Origin of the sequence: Limnobacter sp., from assembly GCF_046297615.1 — a bacterium.
Lineage (GTDB): Bacteria > Pseudomonadota > Gammaproteobacteria > Burkholderiales > Burkholderiaceae_B > Limnobacter.
Map to the genome: position 1 here is coordinate 607563 of NZ_JBKBHM010000002.1, position 24585 is coordinate 632147.

Annotated in this window: 19 protein-coding genes; 6 read left to right on the forward strand and 13 right to left on the reverse strand. The window is 56.5% G+C overall.

Annotated elements, in window-relative coordinates:
* Positions 1 to 2: 2 nt before the first annotated feature.
* A complete protein-coding gene (gene ppk1, locus ACK4FF_RS06820; RefSeq protein WP_409706339.1) occupies positions 3 to 2150 on the reverse strand; it encodes a polyphosphate kinase 1 in 2148 nt (715 codons plus the stop codon).
* Between the two features lie 181 nt (positions 2151 to 2331).
* Between ppk1 and ppx the strand changes: the two genes are divergently transcribed.
* Entirely contained in the window at positions 2332 to 3831 is a 1500-nt protein-coding gene (ppx, locus tag ACK4FF_RS06825; RefSeq protein WP_409706342.1) for an exopolyphosphatase, read from the forward strand.
* 12 nt (positions 3832 to 3843) lie between these two features.
* Here the strand turns inward: ppx and ACK4FF_RS06830 are convergent, their stop codons facing one another.
* A complete protein-coding gene (locus tag ACK4FF_RS06830) occupies positions 3844 to 4617 on the reverse strand; it encodes a GNAT family N-acetyltransferase (protein WP_409706345.1) in 774 nt (257 codons plus the stop codon).
* Between the two features lie 268 nt (positions 4618 to 4885).
* Here ACK4FF_RS06830 and ACK4FF_RS06835 point away from each other — a divergent pair, with 268 nt between their 5' ends.
* A complete protein-coding gene (locus ACK4FF_RS06835; RefSeq protein ID WP_409706349.1) occupies positions 4886 to 5095 on the forward strand; it encodes a cold-shock protein in 210 nt (69 codons plus the stop codon).
* 85 nt (positions 5096 to 5180) lie between these two features.
* Here the strand turns inward: ACK4FF_RS06835 and ACK4FF_RS06840 are convergent, their stop codons facing one another.
* Complete coding sequence (locus ACK4FF_RS06840; RefSeq protein WP_409706352.1) at positions 5181 to 7148, reverse strand: hypothetical protein; 1968 nt, start codon at positions 7146 to 7148, stop codon at positions 5181 to 5183.
* A gap of 322 nt (positions 7149 to 7470) precedes the next feature.
* Here ACK4FF_RS06840 and ACK4FF_RS06845 point away from each other — a divergent pair, with 322 nt between their 5' ends.
* Positions 7471 to 10785 carry a PAS domain S-box protein gene (locus tag ACK4FF_RS06845; protein WP_409706355.1) on the forward strand — a complete coding sequence of 1105 codons (3315 nt, stop codon included), beginning with the start codon at positions 7471 to 7473 and terminating at the stop codon, positions 10783 to 10785.
* Between the two features lie 114 nt (positions 10786 to 10899).
* Positions 10900 to 12600 (forward strand): cation:proton antiporter, encoded by a 1701-nt coding sequence (locus ACK4FF_RS06850; protein WP_409706358.1) that lies wholly within the window; start codon positions 10900 to 10902, stop codon positions 12598 to 12600.
* Positions 12601 to 12632: 32 nt separating this feature from the next.
* On the opposite strand, the gene ACK4FF_RS06855 is transcribed toward ACK4FF_RS06850, so the two are convergent.
* The 8 genes from ACK4FF_RS06855 to ACK4FF_RS06890 all read right to left on the reverse strand — a co-directional run bounded on the left by ACK4FF_RS06855 (position 12633) and on the right by ACK4FF_RS06890 (position 18658).
* Positions 12633 to 13298, reverse strand: coding sequence for an aquaporin (locus ACK4FF_RS06855; protein ID WP_409706361.1), 666 nt, complete (start codon positions 13296 to 13298; stop codon positions 12633 to 12635).
* A 5-nt stretch (positions 13299 to 13303) separates the two neighbouring features.
* On the reverse strand, positions 13304 to 13798 hold the full coding sequence (locus ACK4FF_RS06860; RefSeq protein WP_409706364.1) for an arsenate reductase ArsC: 495 nt from the start codon (positions 13796 to 13798) through the stop codon (positions 13304 to 13306).
* Positions 13795 to 14295 carry an arsenate reductase ArsC gene (locus ACK4FF_RS06865; RefSeq protein ID WP_409706367.1) on the reverse strand — a complete coding sequence of 167 codons (501 nt, stop codon included), beginning with the start codon at positions 14293 to 14295 and terminating at the stop codon, positions 13795 to 13797. The genes ACK4FF_RS06860 and ACK4FF_RS06865 overlap by 4 nt, the downstream gene beginning before the upstream one ends.
* A gap of 20 nt (positions 14296 to 14315) precedes the next feature.
* Complete coding sequence (locus ACK4FF_RS06870; RefSeq protein WP_409706370.1) at positions 14316 to 14795, reverse strand: ArsI/CadI family heavy metal resistance metalloenzyme; 480 nt, start codon at positions 14793 to 14795, stop codon at positions 14316 to 14318.
* Between the two features lie 16 nt (positions 14796 to 14811).
* Complete coding sequence (locus tag ACK4FF_RS06875) at positions 14812 to 15135, reverse strand: ArsR/SmtB family transcription factor (RefSeq protein ID WP_409706373.1); 324 nt, start codon at positions 15133 to 15135, stop codon at positions 14812 to 14814.
* A gap of 327 nt (positions 15136 to 15462) precedes the next feature.
* Positions 15463 to 16782, reverse strand: a complete 1320-nt coding sequence (aceA, locus tag ACK4FF_RS06880; protein WP_409706376.1) for an isocitrate lyase — start codon at positions 16780 to 16782, stop codon at positions 15463 to 15465.
* A 331-nt stretch (positions 16783 to 17113) separates the two neighbouring features.
* Positions 17114 to 17605: a ribonuclease E activity regulator RraA gene (rraA, locus tag ACK4FF_RS06885; protein WP_409706379.1), complete on the reverse strand. Its 492-nt coding sequence runs from the start codon at positions 17603 to 17605 to the stop codon at positions 17114 to 17116.
* A gap of 39 nt (positions 17606 to 17644) precedes the next feature.
* Positions 17645 to 18658, reverse strand: coding sequence for an AraC family transcriptional regulator ligand-binding domain-containing protein (locus tag ACK4FF_RS06890; RefSeq protein WP_409706382.1), 1014 nt, complete (start codon positions 18656 to 18658; stop codon positions 17645 to 17647).
* A 147-nt stretch (positions 18659 to 18805) separates the two neighbouring features.
* Here ACK4FF_RS06890 and ACK4FF_RS06895 point away from each other — a divergent pair, with 147 nt between their 5' ends.
* Positions 18806 to 19687: a metal-dependent hydrolase gene (locus tag ACK4FF_RS06895; protein ID WP_409706385.1), complete on the forward strand. Its 882-nt coding sequence runs from the start codon at positions 18806 to 18808 to the stop codon at positions 19685 to 19687.
* A 276-nt stretch (positions 19688 to 19963) separates the two neighbouring features.
* On the opposite strand, the gene clpB is transcribed toward ACK4FF_RS06895, so the two are convergent.
* Entirely contained in the window at positions 19964 to 22552 is a 2589-nt protein-coding gene (clpB, locus tag ACK4FF_RS06900; protein ID WP_409706388.1) for an ATP-dependent chaperone ClpB, read from the reverse strand.
* Positions 22553 to 22713: 161 nt separating this feature from the next.
* Between clpB and ACK4FF_RS06905 the strand changes: the two genes are divergently transcribed.
* Positions 22714 to 23238 carry a hypothetical protein gene (locus tag ACK4FF_RS06905; protein WP_409706391.1) on the forward strand — a complete coding sequence of 175 codons (525 nt, stop codon included), beginning with the start codon at positions 22714 to 22716 and terminating at the stop codon, positions 23236 to 23238.
* Here the strand turns inward: ACK4FF_RS06905 and ACK4FF_RS06910 are convergent.
* On the reverse strand, positions 23204 to 24562 hold the full coding sequence (locus ACK4FF_RS06910; RefSeq protein WP_409706394.1) for a DsbA family protein: 1359 nt from the start codon (positions 24560 to 24562) through the stop codon (positions 23204 to 23206). The two genes, ACK4FF_RS06905 and ACK4FF_RS06910, sit on opposite strands and share 35 nt — an antisense overlap.
* Positions 24563 to 24585: the final 23 nt, after the last annotated feature.

The window sequence follows — 24585 nt, forward strand, 5'->3', positions numbered from 1 at the left end:
CATCAGCCCTCTTCAGGCTCAACCAATGCGCTGGGTTCATCCGGCGTGTAATTCACCGCCAACTGGCTCAACAATTGGTTGTGCGCATTCACACGCCGCGCGCCTGTCGGGCGCTTGCGGGTGTATTGGCCGTCGGAATCCATGGCCCAAGCCAACAAGTTGTCAGCGAGCAAAGCCTTCAAGCCTTCGTCAATCACCCGTTTTTTCAGCTTCTTGTCGGTGATGGGAATGGCCAACTCGACCCGGCGGAAAAAGTTTCTGTCCATCCAGTCTGCACTGGAAATGAACACGTCCTCTGCGCCGTCGTTCAGAAAATAGAACACGCGGCTGTGTTCCAGCAAACGCCCAACCACTGACCGAACGGTGATGTTCTCACTCAAACCCGGTACCCCAGGCCGAAGCGCGCACACCCCGCGCACAATCAAGTCGATGCGCACACCCGCTTGCGAGGCAGCATACAGTTCTGCAATCAGGGCGGGTTCCAGCAAGGCGTTCATGCGGGCCATGATTCGGGTTTTCTTGCCGGCTCGCGCCAGTTCAGCCTCGTGGCGAACAGCCTCCACCACATTGCCATGCAGGTTGAAGGGCGAATTCCAGATTTTGCTGAGCTTGCGGGCACGGCCCAAGCCGGTCAAGTGATTGAACACTTCATGCACATCATGACCGAGGGACTCATCCGCCGTGAACAAACCAAAATCGGTGTACAGCTTGGCTGTGCGCGGGTGATAGTTGCCAGTGCCCACATGCACGTATCGCCGAAGCACCGCACGGCCGGTTTCCGTTTTCTCGCGGCGAACCACCAACAGCATTTTCGCGTGGGTTTTCTGTCCCACTACCCCATACACCACGTGGGCCCCAACCCGCTCCAGTTTGGAGGCCCATTGAATATTGGCTTCTTCGTCAAAACGCGCCATCAACTCCAGCACCACTGTGACTTCCTTGCCACTGCGTGCTGCAGCCAACAGACTTTCCATCAACGCGGAATCGGTGCCGGTGCGGTAAATGGTTTGTTTGATGGCCACCACATCGGGGTCAGCCGCCGCCTGCTTGAGAAAATCAAGCACCGGGTTGAACGACTGATAGGGGTGATGCAATAGGACATCGCCCTTCTGAATGGCCTTGAACAGGTTTTGCTCTTTGCGAAACACCTCCGGCAAACCGGGGACAAAGGGCTTGAATTTCAGGTCTGGACGCTCAACCCAGTCGGGCAACTGCATCAGGCGAACCAAGTTAACAGGGCCATTGACCCGGTACAAGGCATCCTCACCCAGCCCAAACTCCTTCAGCAACCTGGCAATCATCACCTCGGAGCATTGGTCAGACACTTCCAGACGAACCGCATCGCCAAAGTGGCGTTGCGACAGCTCGCCCTGCAAGGCCACACGCAGGTTGGTGATTTCTTCCTCGTCCACATACAGGTCACTGTTGCGTGTCACGCGGAACTGGTACACACCACGCACCTCCATCCCCGGAAACAACTCGGGAATGAACGCCTGCATGATGGAGGTCAACATCACAAAGCCATGCTCAACACCCGACAGGTTAGACGGCATGCGGATCAGGCGCGGCAAGGCTCGTGGCGCTTGCACAATGGCCACATTGGACATGCGGCCAAACGCATCCTGGCCTGACAGCTCCACCGCAAAGTTCAGCGACTTGTTGAGCACACGGGGAAACGGGTGGGCCGGGTCCAGGCCAATGGGCGTCAACACGGGTAACACTTCGCTTCGAAAGTATTGCCGCGCCCAGTGCGCCTGCTCATCAGTCCAGCCATTGATGGTCAGCAAGGAAATGCCTTCCTGACGCAAGGCCGGCAGTATGGCGTCATTGAACAGCTCGTATTGCCGGTTCACCAACTCTTTGGCCACCTGCGACACCCGGTGCATGGTTTCGAGCGCACTCAACCCGTCACACTCGGTGTAGCCCGGGGTTTGGCGAATCTGTTCTTTCAGGCCAGAAACCCTGATTTCAAAAAACTCGTCCAGATTGCTGGACACAATGCACAAATACTTAAGGCGCTCAAGGAGTGGCACCGTGTCGTCTTCTGCCATGGCCAAGACCCGTCGGTTGAAGCCCAGCACACCGAGTTCGCGGTTCAGGTACAAGTCTTTGTTGGGGGCCACTTGGGGCTGTTCAACAACGGTCTTCAAAATTAGGGCTCCACGCGCCACTCAAGCGCGAACATGACAAAATATTGACATGATAGTGATGTTCCATGACATTCCCGTGACCGTTGTGGACCCGCAGCCACAGCCACGCCAATCTTCAGGATGCAGCGCCACATTTGTGGCATGCTAGGCGCCTTCCATCAACCCAGACCTGTTCACCGCCATGGCCACTAAACACCCGCTGATCGCCTCAGTCGACATGGGTTCAACCAGTTTCCGAATGATTGTGGCCCGCGTTGAGGAACTGGATGGACGCTCCCAAATTTACATCATCGACTCGCTGCGCGAACCAGTCCGTTTGGGTGCAGGCCTGGACAGCAACAAAATGCTGGATGAGGCCTCCCAACAGCGGGGCATCAGCGCCTTGCAGCGTTTTGGTGAACGGCTGCGCTCCTTCGATGCCGCCCAGGTTCGGGCTGTGGCCACCAACGCGGTGCGTGTGGCCCGCAACGGCGCAGAGTTCATTGCCAAAGCCGAAGCGGCCCTGGGCTTTCCGATTGACGTCATTTCCGGCGTTGAAGAAGCACGCCTGGTGTATTGCGGCGTGGCCCACCAACTGCCCTTGAACCAGGGCAAACGGCTGGTGGTGGACATTGGTGGTGGCTCAACCGAGTTCATCATCGGAGAGGATTACAACGCCCACGCCATGGAAAGCCTGTACATCGGTTGTGTCAGCACCGCACAGGCCTACTTTGCCGATGGCAGCATCACGGCCAAGGCCATGCGCAGCGCCATTCTGAGCGCCCGCAAAGAGGTGGCTGTGCTGCGCCGGGACATGACTCAGGGCTGGACACATGCGGTAGGCTCGTCGGGCACCGCCCGCGCACTGGCCGAAATCTGCGTCAGCAACGGGTTCACTGAGCATGGCATTTCAGCCGACGGCCTTGAAAAAATTCGGGCCCATGCGGTTGAAGTTGGGCATTTGGATGCCATCACCCTTCAGGGCTTGAAAAACGACCGCTTGCCGATGATGCCCGGCGGGCTGGCCGTGATGATTGCCGTTTTTGAAGAACTGGGCATTACCCAGATGGAAGTGACTGACGGCGCATTGCGACAGGGCTTGCTTTACGACCTGTTGGGCCGTGAACATGAAGACGACATGCGGGAAGTCACCGTGGCCCAATTCATCAAGCGCTACAACATCGACCCGGTGCATGCACAACGCGTTCGTGAACTGACCGAGGGGCTTTTTAAGCAACTGGTGAAGCAGTTACCGGTGCTGAAAGAACAAACCACCCATTTGGGTTGGGCAGCCAATCTGCATGAAATTGGTTTGTCCATTGGCCACAACGGCCATCACAAGCACGCGGCGTACATTCTGGCGAACGCGGACATGCCCGGCTTTTCCAAACGCGAGCAACAACAATTGGCCACGTGGGTGCTGGCTCACAACGGCAAGTTGGGGAAAGTGGAAAACCTGGCTGACACGCCGGTGCACTGGGCTGCCCCAATGTGCTTGAGGCTGGCCACGCTGCTGCTTCGCCGGCGCGACATTGAGGCGCTGCCCGCAGCGCGGTTAACCCTGCAAGACAAAGGGCTGGTGCTGAACCTGCCGCAAAGTTACCTGAAAACGCACCCGCTCACCCAGTACGGCCTTGAAACAGAGGTCGACCAGTGGGCCAGGATTGGCCTGGACTTGCAGTTGCAAGCCCGGCGGTCCTGACCTGCGGCTGGTTCAAATGAACCCGAAGTGGCGGGCGTACCGGGGGTTCATCTTGTCGATGGACAACAACATCATGAAGTCTGCGGTGTTGAAGTCGGGGTCCCAGGCGGGCTCACCGCACACCACCGCCCCAAGGCGAAGATAACCTTTCACCAAAGGGGGTGGTTCAATTTCAACATCGCACTGCAGCTTTTCAATCGGCAGCCGGTTCTTGGGGAACACCTGCAAGCTGGCCTCGGCCAGATGGGGTTCCAGTTGCTTGAACAAGCTGGCCGCTTGGTGCCCACCATCGCGCAGGCTGACGCTGGCACAACCAATCAGGTGCTGATACCCACCCAATTTCATGTACTGCGCCAAACCGCTCCACAGCAACATGATGGCCGAGCCGTTACGGTAATCCGGGTGAACACACGAGCGCCCCACTTCCACGGTCGATTTGCGCAGTCGTTCGATGCGGTTCATGAAAAACTCGGTTTCGGAATACCAGCACTTCAGTTGGGCCGCGGCATGGGGCGGCAGAATGCGGTAAGTGCCCACCACTTCACCCGTGTCTGCATTACGCACCAGCAAGTGGTCGCAATAGCGATCAAACACATCCTGATCAATGCCGGTATTGCCCAAGGCTGCACCATATTCTTCCGAGAAAATGGCAAAACGCAAACGCTGGGCTTCCAGAACTTCCTCGGGTGTTTTGGCCAGTACAACTTCCAGACTGGGGCCAGCGTCTTTTGAACTGGCTTTCAGATACAGGGCTTGATGTACATCACGCAAGGCATTCATCAGCATGGGATTGTCCTCTTTTCATTTCGATGACATGAAATCTAAGAGGCGTGTGTGACAGAGGAATAACGCTTTTGTGAAGAAAAAATGACCTGATCGGAAAAGATCGCTTGACAGATACTGGAAATACCCTAAACTGCTGATAGCAAAAAAAATTTGGCGCTACTTCAGGTCAGTTCAAGTCAGGACGATTTCCGTTCTTCATTGTGTCTGTTTCTCAAGCGATCTCCAGTTTTTTAGCTAGTTCATTTAATCAAGAGATCAGGAATTCGTTATGTCTGAGACCATCAAAGGCAAAGTCAAGTTTTTCAACGAAACCAAAGGTTTTGGTTTCATTTCCCGCGAAGGCGGTCCTGACGTGTTTGTACACTTCAGCGCCATCCAAGGAAAAGGTTTCCGGACTTTGACCGAAGGCCAGGAAGTGTCGTTCACCGTGACACAAGGTCAAAAAGGCCCACAAGCCGAAAATGTGAACGCGCTGTAAATACCTCAGCAGATTGCATGTGAAAAAGCCCGCGCAAGCGGGCTTTTTTATTGCCTGTTCATCAACAACCTGAAGCAAACAGCGGTCAAATGGCTGTTCTTCCAACAATCCTGTCGGCAGAATATTGGCGACGAGTGTTGCCCTGCCAGCCCTCAATTTGGAAGGCCAGTTGAGTCAAGGCGATGAAGGGGGCCTGCAGAATACCAACCACCAACATGTGCGCGGCCGTTGAAATCAACGACAAACCGAATGGCAGGTTGGTGTTACCACCATTCAAGGGGAAGGTCGGTGTTGTTCCTGGCGTCGTGGTGCTCGGCAGGTTGAGCACGTTGGCCTGTGGCACCCCATTTCCGGCGGGCAAAATCATCAGCACTTCCAGAACAGCCCATATTGCACTGGAAATCACCCGGCCGACACCCCAACTGACCGCTTGTGAGGCGTGGCCTTTGAGCTGTCCTGGCGCGTTCTCCCGGACTTTGGCAGCCACCCACGCAAATGGCCGACACACCTGCATGTTGGTCGACAAAAAGCCTGAGTAGTTAAGAATACGGAACCCCTCGCACACGCGCGCCAAACCCACGGTGAACGCACCGTATTGGTGGTGGTGAGACAAAATATGGTCAAGCCTCCCCTTAACCAAGTGGGCTCTGGCAGGGTCTTTCATCTCCGCACCGCGCAAATCCAAACGCTTGTACAACGGGGTTTCGTCGGAGTCGATGGCTTGACGGGCCGCTTTTGAGCCCATTTTGTAAGCTACTTTGTCTGCCAATCGACCTGCAGATTCGACAATAATGGCCCGGGCATCCTGAAGCAAGCCATGGCTCAATGTGGCCTCAGGTTCGGTGTAAAGAGCGTGGTTGTCGATCAACTGAGCAAACGCTGCAACATGCTTTTCTCGAGTCATGCGGGAACGGGAATTCACACTGGACTTCACTCGGTCGTTGTCGTCTAGAGGTTTGCTGAGGTCCAGGGTTACGCCTTCGTCAAGCAATGAACCCTGCGTCAGGTATCGGCCGAGAATCTCACCGACGATTGCGTGGGCCTCTTCGTCGCTTGTTTTGGCATTAATGTTGTCATACAGAAAGGTCAGCAACTTGGGCTCTGGTGCCCCTCCGTTCACTCCCGGGTTACAAAACTCCGGGGCGATCTTGCGGCACAGCGCCACACACAACACCTGCCGCTTGACTGGGTCGTCAATGGACGCACGCACCATGTCAGCAATCCGACGCACAATCATGTCTGCATTGCTGTTGACGATTTTGACGTCGTCTTTACTCAGCTCGGCCTGGTCATCGACCAAGGTGGCGACGCCCTCTGCCAGCAAGGACGCCCCGTAGAAACTCAAGGTGAAGACGCTGTAGTTGGTCACGACCAAACGCAGTGCGCTGTGAAGCCCGACATCACGGACGGCCCTGCCAATGCCCCAAATCAAGAAGTACACCGCGGCGCCCGCAGCGAACAGAGTTCCGAACGCCCTTGCAAACGCTTTACCCGACGTGGATGGCAACTTGGGCGTGAATACGCGTTCCGACACGGCCAACACCAGCGAAGTAGGTGCCACGGCCAATTCGCCAAAACCGGCAATGTGATGCGCCATGCGGCTCAGATTACGGGCGAAGCGTGAGCGACCTGTGGCATCGGCTTTGTTTTTGGCGGGGGCCCTGTAACGTCGCGCGTCGACTCGGGAATGATGGCTGCGCACAGCCGCATCGGTTGCGACGATCTTGTCCAATTCATCGGCCTTGGCAGAGGGATACATCTGCTTGGCCTCGTACTTGGCGCGGATGGCTGCTGACGCTTCAATGTGAAGCCCTTCACACTTGGCTTTGTGATAACGCCTGACACCAGTGCCACCTTCAATGACCTGCTTGATTTTGGCCCACCGGCTAAGACGAACCACTTGACCATCCACATACTTGCAGTCGGCCTTACCGATGACGTAGGTCCATGCTTTGGTCGCATCCCAGGGGCGGTCCAGTTCCTTGAACGGAGTGGAATCCACTTTTTCGGGTGTGCCAACGGTGTTGGCGCCAAGGGCGCTGGTTGTGAACACTGAATGTCTACTCCATCGGACCTGTTGAGTGGAGGTGAAACAGCAGGTTGCTTATAAGCTTATATTTGTCACGAATTTGACACATTTACTGCACATCACCAAAACCACTCCGTTCCCCTAATCATTTGGAGGGAAGGCTTGCAAGCGTCTGATTTTTAAAGACGGAATTGCTCCAGACGGCCACACTTAGCGGCACAAAAGGGGGACAAACAAGGCGCTGTTCCGGCAATCAACACAGGCGCGGCTTGGCACAATGTTCGTGAGTTTCCATGTCCACGGCGACAGCCTTTTGCTGCGGTCATTCCATCCCAATGCACCTTGTATGCCCCTGTCCCATGCCATAGAACAACAACCCCGCAGACTGGCCTCCGGTCTGCTTTGCGTGTTGGCCTTGTTGCTGATTGGGAAAGCCTTTTTCGATTATCAGCGGATGCATGATCAGACCCTGATCAGGACGCAACAGCAGTTGCGACTGCTTCACGATGGCATTCGAGACCAAATTGCTGCTGAAGAACGGACATTGACCGCCAGCCGCTCTTTTTTGATTGACGCGCTTCAGGGTGCAACCCAATCTGATTTAAGTCGTCGCCTTGGTGAATTGATCCAGGCCATGAACACGGTTGACGAACTGGTGGTGCTCAACACCCAAGGCCAAGTTGTTGCCCAAGCCAGGCGGGGCGAGGCCAGCCCAACGCTTAAAACCCCTCGGGACTATGGCCCAACAGCACCGGAATCCTGGCCGGACAGAGAAGAAAGAATCGCACGTCGGGATACCGAGGGGCCTTCGGGGCTCTACTTGCGCTACCGCCTTCTGACCCCTGAGGGCCGCACGGTGGGGCTGCTGATGGCGCACATGGACTTCCAGAACATGTCCCGCTTATTGGCCAGTTTGCATTTGGGCGCGGATGTGGAGTCGGCACTGGTGGACCCGTTAGGCGAACTGCTGGCCAGCAGCCCGGGCAGAAGCGACGCGCAACTGGATGAGCAGTACCATGCGGCGCTTCGGCAAGCCATTTCGCCCAATACTCAAGCCACTGTTGTGCCAGCCAGTAACGCGGCCTTCCCCCACCACTACCAAGGCAGCACCACGCTTTACCCAGCCCAAGCCAAATCGGACCACTGGCCCGTGAACGTGGTGACTTGGGTGGACTATGCGCCAGCCCACACGGCCTGGGTCAGCGACACGTTGCTGCTCATCATGGGCTTTCTGCTGTTCTCGTTGGTGGCTGCATGGGCCATTCGTCAGGCCAATGAACAGCGGCGTTTACAAAGCAACCTGGAACGCGAGGCCCGCGCTCAAGAGGCCTACCAGCAAGAACGTTTTCACCTGGCCACCCAAAGTGCGGGGATTGGAGTGTGGGAATACGACCTGAGCGCGCACCACATTCGCTGGGACAGTGCGATGTGCCAGATTCACGGTGTACCGCAAGAGCGCCATGAATTGAATGTGCGGGAATGGTTGGCCTTGATTGTGCCGGAGCATCAACACCGCCTGCAGGAGTTGATTCGCCGCGCGCCACTTCACCACAGCATGGTGGAGTTGCATTTCGACATACACCGGCAGCATGACCAAGCCACGCGCAACATTCAAAGCCGGGCCAAGGTACACGCCGACAGTGAGGGACAAGCCCTGCGCCTGATTGGCGTGAGTGTGGACATTACCCAGCAGCGTCAATTCGAAGGCGCTTTGCGCGATGCAGAAGAGCGCTTCCGCTCCTCGTTCGAATGGGCAGCCATTGGGATGGCCATACTCTCGGCCAAGGGCCACTTCATTCAGGTGAACAATGCCTTGTGCGGCATCGTCGGCTACAGCCGGGATGAGATGCTGAGCATGAGCTATGAAGACATCACTCACCCGCAAGACACGCAACAACACTTGCATTTGGTGAAGGCCGTGTTTCACCGCGAGCGCAACAGCTACCAACTGGAAAAACGGTACCGGCACAAGGAAGGCCATGTGGTGTGGGTCACGTTGTCGGTCTCTGCGGTGCGCGAACCCGAGGACCGGGTGGCGTACTTCATTGCGCAGGTTCAAGACATCACCGAAAGAAAACGGCAAGAAGCCGCGCTGATCGAGCGGGAACACTTCCTGCGCACCCTGTCGGAATGTCTGCCGGGGCTGGTGTCGTACTGGAGTACTGACCTGCGGTGCCATTTTGCCAACCGCAATCATGAAAAATGGATTGGACTGCCCAGCGACAAAGTCAGGGGATTGCACCTGAAGCGTGTGCTTGGTGAAGAGAACTTCAAGACCCACGCCCACCATTACCAGCAGGTGCTGGGTGGTGCCAAACAACGTTTTGAGGTGCGCAAAGCCTTGCCCACTGGGGGCTATGCCGATGTGCTGGTGCACTTGATTCCCGATGTGCTGTATGGGCGGGTTGAGGGCTTCTTTTCCATTTCAACCAACATCACCGACTTCAAGGCGCAGCAAAGGGAGCTGGAACGCATCAACGTGGAGTTGGTGGAACGCACTGCACAGGCCGAATCAGCGAACAGGGCCAAGGGCGCATTCCTGGCCAACATGAGCCATGAGATACGCACCCCCATGAACGCCATCATGGGGCTGTTGCAGTTGATGCAGGACATGGAACTGCCCGCGTTGCAGCGGGACTACCTCCAGAAAATTGGTTCAGCAGCGGATGTGCTCTTGAATGTGCTGAATGACATTCTGGACATCTCCCGCGTGGAAGCGAACAAGCTGGAACTGGACATGGCCAGGTTTGAACTGGACACGCTGCTGAGCAAAAGTGTGGACCTGTTCTCCTACCGCGCTGAAGAAAAACAGATTCGCCTGTTCTGTACCAAAGACCCAAGTTGCCCAAGCAGCTTGGTGGGCGACAGGCTGCGCCTTGCGCAGGTGCTGAATAACTTGTTGTCCAATGCGCTGAAATTCACTGAGCATGGCCACATTCACCTGAATGTGAAACCTTGGCAGGGCAACGATTTACTGTTTTCGGTTCGCGACACCGGCATGGGCATGAGCCCCAACCAGTGCAGCGCCCTCTTCCAGCCGTTCTCACAAGTGGACGACAGTTCTTCACGGCGATATGGCGGCGCGGGCCTGGGCCTGTCCATCTGCAAGAACCTGGTTGAGCTGATGGGCGGCACCATCTGGGTTGAAAGTACTTTGGGAGAAGGCACTACCTTCCATTTCACCCTACCCTGCCTGGAACCCGACTTCACCGTGCGCCCGGAGTTGGCCTTGCCAGCGCCTGTACCGGCGACCCCCGGCAACGCCGACACGGATACAGCGCCGTTGGCCGGTGTCCGGGTACTGGTGGCGGATGACCACAAGCTGAACCGCATGGTGGCCCAAGAAATGCTGCGCAAATGGGGCGCCGAAGTGACCTTGGCCACCAATGGCGTTGAAGCGGTAGAGGCCTGCCGTGAACAAACCTTTGAGTTGGTGTTGATGGACCTGCAAATGCCTGAGATGGATGGCCACGAAGCCACCCGGCAAATTCTGGCTGAGCATGGCACCCGCGCCCCAAAGATTGTGGCGGTCACTGCATCAGCCACCGCCAAGGACCGCGAAGCCATTCTCCGCGCAGGCATGTGCGACCATGTCATCAAACCCTTCCGCAAAGAAGACCTGCTTCAGATCCTTCAAGACTTGAGCAAAACGGCCGTGTGATCGGGATAAACCACAGGCTGTGAATTTCACGAAACTTTTGTTCACAATGCGGGTCTGCTTTGAGAGTGTGTTTCAATAGAACACGTCCTTACGACCTAGAACAAAAATACTCTCATGCCCCATGACGTTTCCCTGATCGCGGCCCTGGCCTTTGGCTTTGGGCTTGCACTGGTGTTCGGTTTTATTGCCGAACGGCTTAAAGCCCCTGCCCTGCTGGGTTATCTGGTGGCCGGTTTCTGTATTGGCCCTGCCACACCAGGATTCGTGGCAGACCCTGAACTGACCAACCAGTTGGCTGAAGTCGGCGTGATGCTGTTGATGTTCGGCGTGGGCATGCACTTCTCGCTGAAAGACCTGATGGCCGTCAAAAACATCGCGCTGCCAGGTGCTGTGGTGCAAATGGGTGTGGCCACCGCTTTGGGCGTGGGTGTGGCCCAATTCTGGAATTGGCCCATTGGACAGGCCTTGGTGTTTGGCCTGGCTTTGTCAGTGGCCAGTACGGTGGTGCTGCTCAAGGCACTTGAGGCCCGCAATATGCTGGCCAGTGTGAACGGCCAAATTGCCGTGGGCTGGCTGGTGGTTGAAGACTTGGCCATGGTCTTGGTGCTGGTGTTGCTGCCCCCATTGTCCAGCGTGTTGCTGGGCGGCGAGCTGGAAGGCGGGGCTAGACAAGTGGCGCTGGAGATCGGCCTGACACTTCTGAAAGTGGCTGGTTTTGTGGCCCTGATGCTGATTGTGGGCAAGCGGATTTTCCCCAAGGTGTTGTGGCAGATTGCCAAGACCGGATCGCGAGAACTGTTCACGCTGTCGGTGATTGCGATGGCCGTGACACTGGCGTTTGTGGCGGCCAAACTGTTTGGTGTGTCCTTTGCCTTGGGTGCGTTTTTTGCCGGCATGGTGATGCGGGAAAGCGAACTCAGCCACCGCGCTGCGGAAGAGTCACTGCCCCTGCGCGATGCCTTCGCCGTGCTGTTCTTTGTGTCAGTGGGCATGTTGTTTGACCCGCAGGTGGTGATCGACTACCCGTTGCGCGTGCTGGCCGTGGTACTGATCATCGTGTTTGGCAAGTCATTGGCGGCGGCGGCGCTGGTGCTGCTGTTCAAGTACCCCCTGAAAAGTGCGTTGGTGATTGCGGCCAGCTTGGCACAAATTGGGGAATTCAGCTTCATTCTGGTTGGCCTTGGGCTGCACCTGAAACTGGTGGACCTGCAAGTACAAAGCCTCGTTGTGGCTGGGGCCATTCTGTCGATCGGTTTGAACCCGGTCGTGTTTTCCATGATTCCCAAGGTGAATGACGTGTTGCTGAACCGCTTTGCAGGGCTGCGGGCCTTGAATGCGCGTAGCCATGTCACCGAAGCACTGCCGCTTCAAACCGATTCGCGCTTTCTGGGCCTGCACGTGGTGGTGATGGGCTACACCGCCTTGGGCCGACGGGTGATCAAGGCGCTGGAACAACAACAGCATGCGGTGGTTGTGGTCGACACCAGCCGGGAACTGGTGGCCAAGTTACGCAACGAGGGCAAGGCGGCGATTGCCGGGGAATTGGCTGACCCTGTGGTGCTGGTTCAAGCCCACATCACCAATGCCCATCATTTGGTGGTTGCCAGTGCCAACACCCCTGAATTGACGCAAATCATCGAGCATGCCCTGCTGTTGAATCCGGCTGTGCACATTCATGTGCAGGTCTATTCCAAAGAAGAAGCCGACAACCTCGCGCACAACCCACAGGTGCATGTGTACCGGGCGGAAGACATTCTGGCAGAGCAGATGGTTGCCACGCTCAATGCCATGGAGTCTGGCGCCGTCAAGCACTAGCGCCAACACACTCCAACGGACGTCGATACGGGTTAAGTCACTTTTTCGTTGGGTTTGGCAATCAACTGAAAGAAGCCCAAAGCCAGCAGTCCACCCAAACACTCGGCCATCACAAAGGACATTGAACTTTCAGGAGCTATCCCGGCAAAGGTGTCGGAGAACATACGGCCAAACACGGCCGCTGGGTTCGCAAACGACGTGGACGAGGTAAACCAGTAGGCTGCGCCAATGTACGCGGCCACCAGCGATGAAACCCGTTGTGCGTTGCCCAGAAGGATTACAGTGATTAGACCGAACGTCGCCGTTACTTCGCCCACCCAGATTCCCAAGCCCTCTCGCACCTTCGTCGATGCTTGAATCGGTTCCAAGCCGAACATCAGGTTGGCCAGCCAGGCCCCCAGGGCAGCGCCAATCAACTGCGCCAGCAGGTAAGGCAGAAACTCCGGCTTGGGCTGACGTTTGAGCAGCACCATGATAGCAGTGACCACCGGGTTGAAGTGGGCACCGCCAATCGGCCCGAAAAGCTCAATGAGCACATACAGCCCAAACACAGTGGCCATGGTGTTGGCCAGCAAAGCAATCGCGTCATTGCCCTGTGACAGGTTAACGCCCATGATGCCTGAGCCAATCACAATGCACAGCAGCAGCGCGGTGCCCACCAATTCGCTCAACAGGCGAAGCCGAAAGTGAGAATTCATGGTGATTACGATTTGGAAATTTCGTTCAGCGCAGCTTGCAGCTCACTGCTGTTCAGTTCTTCCAAGGGCAAGGCCAAAAGCTGCAGGAGCTTGTAGCCAATGGCTTGACGGGTGATTTCAAATGCAGTGGCCTTGCTGGCATCGCCACCTTCCGCGTTGGATGGATCAGGAAAGCCCCAATGCGCTTTGACAGGAGCGCCTGGCCAATACGGGCAAGTTTCTGCTGCTGCGCTGTCGCACACCGTGATGACGATATCCATCTTGGGGGAATCTGCCGCTGAAAACTCATCCCAGCTTTTGCTGCGAACGTAGCTCGTGTCAAGTCCTGCTGCATCCAACACCTTCAAGGCGAATGGATTGACCTGACCTTTGGGTGAGCTTCCAGCACTGTAGGCTTTGACATCTTTACCCAGCTTGGCTGCCAGATGATTAAGCATGGTTTCGCCCAGTACGCTACGGGCAGAGTTGTGGGTGCAAAGAATGAGTACGCGGGTTGTCATGGTGCAGTTTGTCCGATGTGTTTAACAGCTTGGTCCAAGGCCAGCCGTTCAAGTTTTGAAATTGGTAAGGAAAGGAAAAGATCAATGCGGTGCCGGAGCAATGCCGCCACCTTGGCAAATTGAGACATGATTTCCTCGTCGGTGCCCGTTGCCTTGGCGGGATCGGGTGCGCCCCAATGGGCCAAAATTGGTTGACCGGGCCACACGGGACAAACTTCGCCGGCGGCTTGGTCACAAACCGTGATCACGAAGTCCAACGCTGGCGCATCAGGCTTGGCAAACTCATTCCAGCTTTTGCTCCGCGCCGCGCTTGCATCAACACCGAACTTCTCAAGCGTCTTGAGGGCATAGGGGTTGACTACTCCAGCAGGGTGGCTTCCCGCCGAATACGCTTTGAACGGCCCACGGGCCATGTGATTCAAAAGTGCCTCGGCAAGGATCGACCGGGCCGAGTTACCTGTGCAGATGAACAGAATATTGAAAGTGCGGTCTGACATGGTGGCTCGCTCCTCTTGGCTTAGCAGCAACTGCCTTTGATGGGGATGGTCTTCTTGGGCAACTCAACCTTGATAGGCTCAGCCGCTTTGGGTGCGCAGCACGCGCTGGCACTGTTGGCTTGCTTTTCCGAGAACACCGGAATGTTGCCCAGCGTGTGGAATTGCTCCCACGCGATCCCCTGAGGGTCGGTGAGCCAATATTTGTCGCTGGCGGCGTAGCAGCAGGTTGTTTCGCCTTCGTTGATCAGTGCCATGTCCGCGGCCTTGGCGCGTTCCTTCATGTCATCCAATTCAGACTCGGCATCCACCTGAAAGCCCAGATGGTCCAAACCCACTTTGCCAGCGCGGGTTGAGATTGCGAAGTTGATCCGGGGGTCTTCCAGCATCCACTTGGCATAATCGGTCTCGGTGCGCGTTGGTTCAGTGCCAAAGAGCTTTGAGTAAAAGGCAATGCTCTTGTCCAAGTCTTCTACGCTGATGTGCACGTGAAATCGCTTCATTGGGTTCTCCTTGGGTTCAGCAATCGCATTGGTTGGCGACTTCGGCTGCACAGGGTTGGCCTGCGCAGCAGTTCTCGGTGAGGAAAGAAAGCAGGTGATTCATCTGCTCGAAATTCGCGCTGTAAAACAGGTTTCGGCTTTCCCGTCGCTGCCCGATGAGGCCCGCATTGGTCAATTCCTTGAGATGGAACGACAGCGTTGCCGCAGGCAAACCCAGCCGCTCGGCGATAAGCCCTGGTGTAAGTCCGTCAGGACCCGCAACAACCAAGGCTCGAAAAATTTGAAGCCTGGTCTCTTGAGCCAATGCAGACAGGCACTTGACGACATCAAGCGTGTTCATGATTTTATATTTCGATGATTACGGAATAATAGTATATTTGAACTGTTACAGTTTGACTACGAACCACCCCAATTCACGGAAGTATTTCAGCGCGAAATCACCCAAGTGCCCACAAAATAAAAAACCCGATGAGTTTCTCATCGGGTTTCAGCGCCTGCTGTTGAGCCTTTTGTAAAAGCTCAGCAAGGGGAAAAATACTCATTTGTTTTTTGTCGAGCTTGTCTCCTCTCCCCCTCTTCCACTGACTCGCCCCTCAACCCCACCAAGGGTTGCTTGAGACTGCACGGGGCGACGTCAGCAATGCCGTTTCGACTCGGCCAGTTCCAATCAGTGGAACTGCTCTTCTTCTGTGGAGCCTGTCAGGGCTGTCACGGAGGAAGCACCACCTTGAATCACGGTGGTCACGTCGTCGAAGTAACCTGCACCAACTTCCTGCTGGTGAGATACGAAAGTGTAACCCTTGTCGCGAGCTGCGAATTCGGGTTCCTGAACCATGTTCACGTAGTGCTTCATGCCTTCGCCGCGGGCGTAAGCGTGTGCGAACTGGAATGTGTTGTACCAGTTGACGTGGATACCGGCCAGTGTGATGAACTGGTACTTGTAGCCCAGTGCGGACAGTTCTTCCTGGAAGGAAGCGATCTGGCTGTCGTTCAGGTTCTTCTTCCAGTTGAAGGAAGGCGAGCAGTTGTAGGACAGCAGTTTGCCTGGGCACTTGGCCAGAACAGCTTGCGCGAACTCACGGGCAAAGCCGATGTCGGGCGTACCGGTTTCACACCATACGAGGTCAGCGTAAGGAGCGTAGGCGATACCGCGGGAGATGGCTTGTTCCAGACCGTTCTTGACGCGGTAGAAACCTTCGGCAGTGCGCTCACCAGTCAGGAAAGGCTTGTCGTTGGCGTCGAAGTCAGAAGTCAGCAGGTTGGAAGCTTCAGCGTCGGTACGGGCCAGAACGATGGTGGGGGTACCCATCACGTCAGCAGCCAGGCGAGCAGCGGTCAGCTTTTGGCAGGCTTCCTGTGTAGGAACCAGCACTTTACCGCCCATGTGGCCACACTTCTTCACAGCGGCCAGTTGGTCTTCGAAGTGAACGCCAGCAGCACCAGCGGCGATCATGTTCTTCATCAGTTCGTAGGCGTTCAGAACACCACCGAAACCGGCTTCACCGTCAGCAACGATGGGCAGGAAGTAGTCGATTGCATCTTCAGGCTTGATTTTGCCTTCGGAGATGGCTTTCCACTGGATCTCGTCAGCACGCTTGAAGGTGTTGTTGATACGACGAACCATTGTAGGTACTGAGTCGTAAGCGTACAGAGATTGGTCTGGGTACATGGTCTCGGAAGTGTTGCCGTCAGCAGCAACTTGCCAGCCAGACAGGTACACAGCTTCCAGGCCAGCTTTGGCTTGTTGCATGGCTTGACCAGCGGTGATCGCGCCGAAGGCATTCACGTAGCCTTTCTTGGCGGAGCCGTTCACTTTTTCCCACAGCTTTTCTGCACCGCGCTTGGCGAATGTGTACTCGGGAACCAGGGAACCACGCAGGCGAACAACGTCTTCAGCGGTGTAATCGCGCTTAACGTTTTTCCAGCGGGGGTTGGTTTCCCAGTCTTTTTTCAGTTCTTGAACTTGTTGTTCAAAAGTCTTGCTCATGGTTGTGTCCTCAGCCGAGAGTAGAAAAGAAAAGGTGGAGCAGACCAAACCCCGGGTGATGCTGGTTCAGGGTTTCACTGTGAAGAGTGACTGATCATGCGAATGGCCGTAGTGTACAACTCATTTCGCAAGGCAACAAGAGTTATATCTTATACAAGACCTAAACCAGTATGTTTACAAATCAATGACTTGTGAAGTTTATTTTGAGATATGAAATATATTTTCTTCTTGTAAAATTGAGTATGTGCTCTAATCCCGCACTGCGGGGTAAATTTTGAATACGAAAAAGCCCCTGACGAGCAGGGGCTAGTTTCACCCGTATTGGGCATACTCACGCCAAGGGTTGGTCCGACACCAGAACACCGTCTTCATCCACGTAAACCCAGTCACCGGGGCGAACCACCGTCTGGCCCAAGGCGACCGGAATGTTCTCGTGGCCCGCACCGCGTTTCTGGCTTTTCATGGGGTGTGAATCCAGCGCTCGAATGCCCACCTGGCAGGCGTTGAGCTCGATTGTGTCGCGCACGCAGCCGTAAACCACGATGCCAGCCCAGCCATTTTTGTCGGCCAGCACACCCAGATTGCCACCCACCAGCGCGCAGCGCTTGCTGCCGCCGCCATCAATCACCAGCACTTTGCCCTGGCCCGGTTGCTCCAGCGCGGTGCGAACCAAGGTGTTGTCTTCAAACACTTTCAGGGTGTGGGCCTGGCCAGTGAATGCAGCCGACTTGCCCCAAGGCTTGAACATGGGTTCAACGACACGCAGAGAGCCTGCGGCAATCTTGTCTTCATTGGCGTCGCACAAATCAGTGGTCGGTTTCATGGTTGTCCTCAAGCAATGTGTAAAAAATGGTTTGAATGGTTAGGGCTTCATTTTAGCCTGTCGAAACTCACGCGGGCTGACCCCTTCCCAGCGTTGAAAGGCGCTGGTGAAACTTCGGCGGTCTGAAAAGCCGAGTTTGTCCGCGATGGTTTCAATGTCCATCACCGAGCCGGTCAGCATTTCGCAAGCCAACTCATGGCGTACGCGGACCAGCACATCCCCGAAACTGACCCCCTCGTCCTTCAACCTGCGCTGCAAGGTTCTGGGGTGCAGGTTCATCTCGGACGCAATGGCCTCCAGCGGGGCCGAAAGCAAACTCAATCGAGACTTCATCAGGCGCTCAATTTGTCGGTTCAAGGTTTGCTCTTCAACCTGGGGCAGCAAGCGCGACAGAATCACCGCTTGTGCCTTCAGGTGAGCCGATGGGATGCCTCCAGGCAAGGGCGCATCCATGGCTTTTGCATCCACCAGAATGCGATTGACGGGGCAGTTGAACAGCACGCGGGTGTTGAGCAACTCCTCATACATGGCAGGTTCGGTCAACGGGCTGTGCTGGAATTCCACCCGGTCAACCATGTGGGCCATGGGGCTGAGCAGGCGGACAAACTTCAACACGGACGCCGTGGTGGCCTCGACAAACCCCGGCAGGTTGCTGTGCTGGCCTGTGGGGTCACGAACATCAATCACCAAGGTGACAAACTCACCGTCGTTGCCGGGGGTGAAATACAAGGTGGGGTGCAGCAGCTTGGGGGACCACTCCAACACCCGCATGGCTTCCTGCGGCGTTGAGGCACTGGTGACAAAGGTGGCCAATTCAGGCAGGCCATCAAAATTGAAAGAGTCGCCAAACACCAAGGGGAAATGCAAACGCGGGTTGCGCATCTGCACCTGCTCAAACAAGGCCCGAAAACAGGGCAATGACATCCGCCGGCGAGGGTCGCCGGTCATGTCAATGTCCAGCTTCAGCGCCTGCATCACCTCGTTCAAGTCGATGTCGCATCGGCGCGCGGCATTGGCCATGCTTGCAAGCATCTGAAAGTTGATGGTTTCCATGGTGTCCCCTGAGTGTCGCGATTCTGACAGTTGTCGCGATCTATTCCTTTTTTGTCATGCACGATCATAGATGATCCCGCCTGACTTTTGTACATTGGTTCACATGCTGCCGAGGTAAAGTGCAGCCAGCCGTACAAGGAGGACCCCATGAGCAAGAAAGAACACAAAGAAGAGATCGTGGTGCGCAAAGACCTGGACTTTGGTCTGGACGCTGCTGATTTGCCCCGTTACTGGATGGGCGGAGACCCCTTCAAGACACGCGTGTTTGATGGCGTGCAAATGAGCTTCCCGGATGGGGAACGCTACTTCATTTCCAGTGTGCGCTTTTTCAAGGACCGCATCACTGACCCTGAGCTGCAAAAAGCGGTGAAGGATTTTTCCTTTCAGGAAGGCCAGCACGGCAAGGTGCACACCGATTTCAACAAACGCTTGAAAGAGCAAGGCGTGCCCGTGGACAAAATGCTGGCCGTGATCAACAAGATCATGAACGGCCGCCTGCAAAACATGTCTCAGGAGTACAACGTGGCCATGACCGCCGCGCTTGAGCACTTCACCGCGATGATGGCGGAGATGTTCTTCGCCCGCAAAGAAGTGATGGCCGACGCCGACCCCCGAGTGCGCGCCATGCTGGCGTGGCATGCGGTGGAAGAAATGGAACACAAAGCGGTTGCTTTTGACGTGATGCAGAAAGTGGCCAAGGTGGGCTACTTCAAGCGTTGCCTGGCCATGGCCCACGCCACTTTCAACTTCACCATGCACACCCTGATTTTCACTTGGGTGATTCTGGGCACAGACGGCTTCAAGGGCTGGACACGCACAAAGATGTATTTCAAGGGCCTGTGGTGGCTAATTGGCCCACGTGGCTTGTATACCCGCCTGTTCCCCAAACTGTTGAGTTACTACAAGCCTGGGTTCCACCCTTGGCAGGACCCAACCGTTCACAACTACAAGGCTTGGTTGAACACCTTCAACGAGACCGGTGGCAATGCACTGGCTGCGGGTGAGGCCATGTACGCAGCGGCGCATTAATCGACCTTGCGTCGCTTGGCGCCGTCACCTCCCTTGGCGACGGCCCATTGGTTTTCCCCTCGCTAAGGGGAGGATGAGCGACGCCCGAGGTGGGCCGCTGCTGCCCGAACGTTCAGCCCTCCGATCGGTTTGACCCGCACAGCGTTCGAACACACGGACAGACTTGTTTGAGCCACGCAGTGGCGAGTTGTCTGGCCGGTTCGATACGCGCGGGGCAACCCTTTCCTTTCGGAGGGCGTTCGGGCTGTAGCGGCCAACCTTGGGCAAAAAAGGTCCTCAATGCACCACACGCTCGAACGTGAATGCACCCTCTTTGAAATCCACCGGCACCACATCATTGGGCCCAAACCGGCCTTCCAGAATCAGGCGAGACACCGGGTTTTCAATCAACTGTTGAATGGCCCGCTTCAGCGGCCGCGCACCATACAACGGGTCGAAACCGGCCTTCACCACTTCATTGATGGCCGCATCGCTGACTTCCAGCCGCATGTCACGCGCGGCCAAGCGGGCCTGCAGGCGTTCAAGTTGGATACGTGCGATGTTGGCAATGTGGGCATTGCCCAGTGCATGAAACACCACCAACTCATCCACACGGTTGATGAACTCGGGGCGGAAGTGCTGCTTAACCTCGTTCATCACGGCGTCCTTGATCACTTCGGGCTCTTCCCCCGCCAAGCGCTGAATTTCATGGGAACCGAGGTTGGACGTCATCACCACCACGGTGTTTTTGAAATCCACAGTTCGGCCCTGCCCATCCGTCAGTCGCCCATCGTCCAGCACCTGAAGCAGAATGTTGAACACATCCGGGTGGGCCTTCTCCACCTCATCCAGCAAAATCACGCTGTAGGGTTTGCGGCGCACAGCCTCGGTGAGGTAGCCGCCTTCGTCGTAACCGACATACCCTGGGGGCGCACCCACCAAACGGCTCACGCTGTGCTTTTCCATGAATTCGCTCATGTCGATGCGAATCAGGTGATCTTCCGAGTCAAACAAAAAACCCGCCAGTGCCTTACACAACTCGGTTTTGCCCACACCCGTGGGGCCGAGGAACAGAAATGAGCCCAGTGGTTTGTTGGGGTCGGACAGGCCAGCCCGAGACCGGCGAATGGCATCGGACACCAGAGTGACCGCTTCGTCTTGCCCCACCACGCGGTGGTGCAATACGGCCTCCATGCGCAACAGCTTTTCGCGCTCACCCTGCATCATTTTGCTGACAGGAATTCCGGTTGCACGGCTGACCACCTCCGCAATTTCTTCAGCGCCCACCTGGGTTCGCAACAAGCGGTTGGGCTTTTTCTCACCGCCCTCATTGGCCTTCACGCTGCCCAGTTGGGCTTCCAATTGGGGCAAACGGCCATACTGCAATTCAGACACTTTCTGCCAGTCGCCCTTGCGTTTCAGCGCTTCAATGTCGGCACGAATTCGGTCGATTTCTTCCTTGATGGCTGCACTGCCCTGCACTGCCGCTTTTTCGGCTTTCCAGATTTCTTCGAGGTCGGCGTACTCTTTTTCAAGCCGCACAATTTCCTCTTCGATCAAGCCCAACCGGCGTTTGGACGCCTCATCGGTTTCGCGCTTCACCGCTTCCCGCTCAATCTTGAGTTGAATCAAACGCCGATCCAGTTTGTCCATTTCCTCGGGTTTGGAATCAATCTCCATCTTGATTCGGGCTGCTGCTTCGTCAATCAGGTCGATGGCTTTGTCGGGCAAAAAGCGGTCGGTGATGTACCGGTGGCTCAGTTCCGCCGCAGCAACAATGGCCGGGTCTGTGATGTCCACACCGTGGTGCAACTCATAGCGTTCCTGCAAACCGCGCAGAATGGCAATCGTGCTTTCCACGGAGGGCTCGCCCACCAGCACCTTCTGGAAACGCCGCTCCAGGGCGGCGTCTTTTTCGATGTACTTGCGGTATTCATCCAGCGTGGTGGCGCCAATGCAATGCAGTTCGCCACGGGCGAGTGCGGGCTTGAGCATATTGCCCGCATCAATGGCCCCTTCCGCTTTGCCTGCACCCACCATGGTGTGAATTTCATCGATGAACACAATGGTCTGCCCTTCATCGGCAGCCACATCTTTCAGCACCGCTTTCAGCCGCTCTTCAAACTCACCGCGGTACTTGGCACCGGCCAACAACAGCGCCATGTCCAACACCAACACCCGCTTGTTCTTGAGGGTTTCGGGCACTTCACCGTTCACAATGCGTTGGGCCAAGCCTTCCACAATGGCGGTTTTACCCACCCCTGGTTCACCAATCAGCACGGGGTTGTTTTTGCTTCGCCGTTGAAGAATCTGGATGGCACGGCGAATTTCATCGTCGCGGCCAATCACCGGGTCAAGCTTCCCTGCACGGGCGCGTTCAGTGAGGTCCAAGGTGTATTTCTTCAAGGCCTCACGCTGGCTTTCGCCTTCGGCGCTGTCCACCGCAGCCCCGCCGCGCACCTGCTCGATGGCAGCCCCAAGGCTGTTGGCGGTCAAACCCGCTTCACGCAACAGGGGGGCGACCCCGCTCGACTCATGCAGACACGCCAGCACAAACAGTTCACTGGCAATGTACTGGTCACCCCGCTTTTGGGCTTCCTTGTCGGTCAGGTTGAACGTGGCTTGCAGTTTGCTGCCCACCTGCACCTGTCCACCCGAGTTGCTGACCTTGGGCAGGCTGTCCAATGACTGTTCAAGCGCCTTGTGCAGCGCGGCAGGGTTACCGCCTGCTTTGCTGATCAGGCCGCGCACGGTGCTGCCCTCCTGTTTCAGCAGTGCCAGCAACACGTGCACCGGTTCGATGGTTGGGTTGTTTCGCCCTACGGCCAGGCTCTGCGCATCGCCCAGGGCTTCCTGAAACTTGGTCGTCAACTTGTCCAATCGCATGGCTGTATTCCTTCGGTGGTGGGCTTGTGCCCATTCAGATGGGCAATACATGCGGGCACGGTTGGCGATTTCAAGTGGGCCAGTGATGGGGAGGCACATTTCCCCTACAATGAAGCGGCCTTCAACACGATGCCTGAGCCGCAGCTTCAGAACCAGTCACCATGCAGATCAAACAACTCCAGATCGCCTATGCACCCGAGCATGACCGTATTCTGATGCGGATCAACTCGTCGGACCAACAGGAGGTTCGTTGTTGGCTGACACGGCGCATGGTCAACATGCTGGTGCCCAGTTTTGATGAAATGATGCAAAAGCTGCTGGCCAGTGACCGTGTGCTGAACGACTCTGGCCGCAAAGCACTGCTGGACATGAGCCGGGAAGTGTCGTTGTACTCAGCCGATTTCCAAACCCCGTTTCAGGACCAAAGCGCTGCCCTGCCCCTTGGCCCCGAACCCTTGCTGATTACCCAGATTGAATTGCGCCCGGTGACCGAGGGCAATGGTGCCGAGCTGCTGCTCAAGCTGGCGACATCGGACGGGAAAGGGTTTGAAATGCGCATGGCCGAGCAATTGCAGCATGGATTTGCTGACCTGCTGATCAAAACCTGTCAGCAGGCCGACTGGGGCCTGAACTTCAAGAGTGCCCCCACCATCATTGAGCGCCCAGAGAGCCGCCACCTGAACTGAGCATTGCCTGCTCAAGCACCCACAAACGGTCCTGCCCCCAAGCGGTCACATTGCCCCAGCGGAATGAGGGCACGCCCCACAGGCCCAGTTCAAACAACAGGCTGCGGTTGGCTTCGGCCCGTGCCCGCCATTCATCATTGCGCAGAGCCGCCTTGGCCTCGTCCCAATTCAAACCAGCGGTGCGAACAATTCGGGCCAGGCCACGGTCACTGCCGGCATCCACACCTTTGGCCCACACCAAGTCCATGAACGCCAGCACGTATTCCCGGCCATGGCCTTGTTGTTCTGCCCAAGGAATGAGGGACAAACCCCGCTCGGTGGGTTTTCCCACCGGGTCGTTCAAGCGGCCAAAGTCCGTGCCTTGAAGCCAGGCTTCGCGCGCTGTGTCGCGAACAATGTATTGGCGCTTTTCTTTGGGCACCGGCAAACCACGCATCACCATCGGCAATACAAAGCGCAATTGCACCTGAACACCAAACCGCTCAGCCATGGCGAATACCCTGGGTGCAACAATCGCGGAGTATGGGCTGCGAAACGACAGGAAGAACTCGATCGGTGGCGAACCTGCCGGCAATTTGGGCGGGTTTTGCACATCAAAATGCGGGGGAATGAGCGGCCCCCAAGGTACCACCCGGGGCGACATGCCGGGCTGCGGGTCTTCCGGCAGGCGCAGGCCGAGTTGCTCCAGCCGGGCCTCAAGGTGATGCAGCCGATCAATGCCCCAATACCACTCACCCTCGTAATGCAGGGTGGCCCCAAGGTAATGGCCAAGGCGGGTACGCTCTGCATCCGCAGCTTGCTGATGGCTGCTCAGAGCCTGTTCAGTGGCCAAAGGCGTCTCGGCCAACTCACGCAAGGTTGCAGGGTCGAGAGGCATGCCCCAGGCCGCCAGCAGCACAGGGGCGGCCATGGTCACACCCTGGCCCCGTTCAATGGCGGTGAGCAGTTGGCGGGCTGCATGCTGAAGGCAGACTGCATCGGGTTGAGTGCCGTGGTCCAGAAACTGAAGCCCATGGCGGCGGGCCAGCAATTGCGAGTCCACCCTGCTGTAGGCCACCAGCTTGTCGCGCTCGGGCGCAGCACCGTCGGGGGGCGGGCTCACGAGGCTTAACTGCACAGCCACCGGGTACCTTCGAAGAAATTCGGGCAACACCTGGGCCAGTAGAACACTGTACGGGTCATCCACCTGCAGGTAGACCCGCACCACGTGAGGCTTACCTGCCTTGGCTCGGGCTGATTCCGCTTTGATTCGGTGCGCAAGCAAACGATCTCGCGACAACATGCGCGATGAAATGATGGGGGTGAGCAGGGTTCGAAGGGACATGGCGCAAGGTCTTGGACAAAGTC

Coding starts and splice junctions, on each gene's coding strand:
- ppx (WP_409706342.1), top strand. CDS start 2,332: ATGGCCACTAAACACCCGCTGATCGCCTCAGTCGACATGGGTTCAACC.
- ACK4FF_RS06830 (WP_409706345.1), bottom strand. CDS start 4,617: ATGCTGATGAATGCCTTGCGTGATGTACATCAAGCCCTGTATCTGAAA.
- ACK4FF_RS06835 (WP_409706349.1), top strand. CDS start 4,886: ATGTCTGAGACCATCAAAGGCAAAGTCAAGTTTTTCAACGAAACCAAA.
- ACK4FF_RS06845 (WP_409706355.1), top strand. CDS start 7,471: ATGCCCCTGTCCCATGCCATAGAACAACAACCCCGCAGACTGGCCTCC.
- ACK4FF_RS06850 (WP_409706358.1), top strand. CDS start 10,900: ATGCCCCATGACGTTTCCCTGATCGCGGCCCTGGCCTTTGGCTTTGGG.
- ACK4FF_RS06855 (WP_409706361.1), bottom strand. CDS start 13,298: ATGAATTCTCACTTTCGGCTTCGCCTGTTGAGCGAATTGGTGGGCACC.
- ACK4FF_RS06860 (WP_409706364.1), bottom strand. CDS start 13,798: ATGACAACCCGCGTACTCATTCTTTGCACCCACAACTCTGCCCGTAGC.
- ACK4FF_RS06865 (WP_409706367.1), bottom strand. CDS start 14,295: ATGTCAGACCGCACTTTCAATATTCTGTTCATCTGCACAGGTAACTCG.
- ACK4FF_RS06870 (WP_409706370.1), bottom strand. CDS start 14,795: ATGAAGCGATTTCACGTGCACATCAGCGTAGAAGACTTGGACAAGAGC.
- ACK4FF_RS06875 (WP_409706373.1), bottom strand. CDS start 15,135: ATGAACACGCTTGATGTCGTCAAGTGCCTGTCTGCATTGGCTCAAGAG.
- aceA (WP_409706376.1), bottom strand. CDS start 16,782: ATGAGCAAGACTTTTGAACAACAAGTTCAAGAACTGAAAAAAGACTGG.
- rraA (WP_409706379.1), bottom strand. CDS start 17,605: ATGAAACCGACCACTGATTTGTGCGACGCCAATGAAGACAAGATTGCC.
- ACK4FF_RS06890 (WP_409706382.1), bottom strand. CDS start 18,658: ATGGAAACCATCAACTTTCAGATGCTTGCAAGCATGGCCAATGCCGCG.
- ACK4FF_RS06895 (WP_409706385.1), top strand. CDS start 18,806: ATGAGCAAGAAAGAACACAAAGAAGAGATCGTGGTGCGCAAAGACCTG.
- clpB (WP_409706388.1), bottom strand. CDS start 22,552: ATGCGATTGGACAAGTTGACGACCAAGTTTCAGGAAGCCCTGGGCGAT.
- ACK4FF_RS06905 (WP_409706391.1), top strand. CDS start 22,714: ATGCAGATCAAACAACTCCAGATCGCCTATGCACCCGAGCATGACCGT.
- ACK4FF_RS06910 (WP_409706394.1), bottom strand. CDS start 24,562: ATGTCCCTTCGAACCCTGCTCACCCCCATCATTTCATCGCGCATGTTG.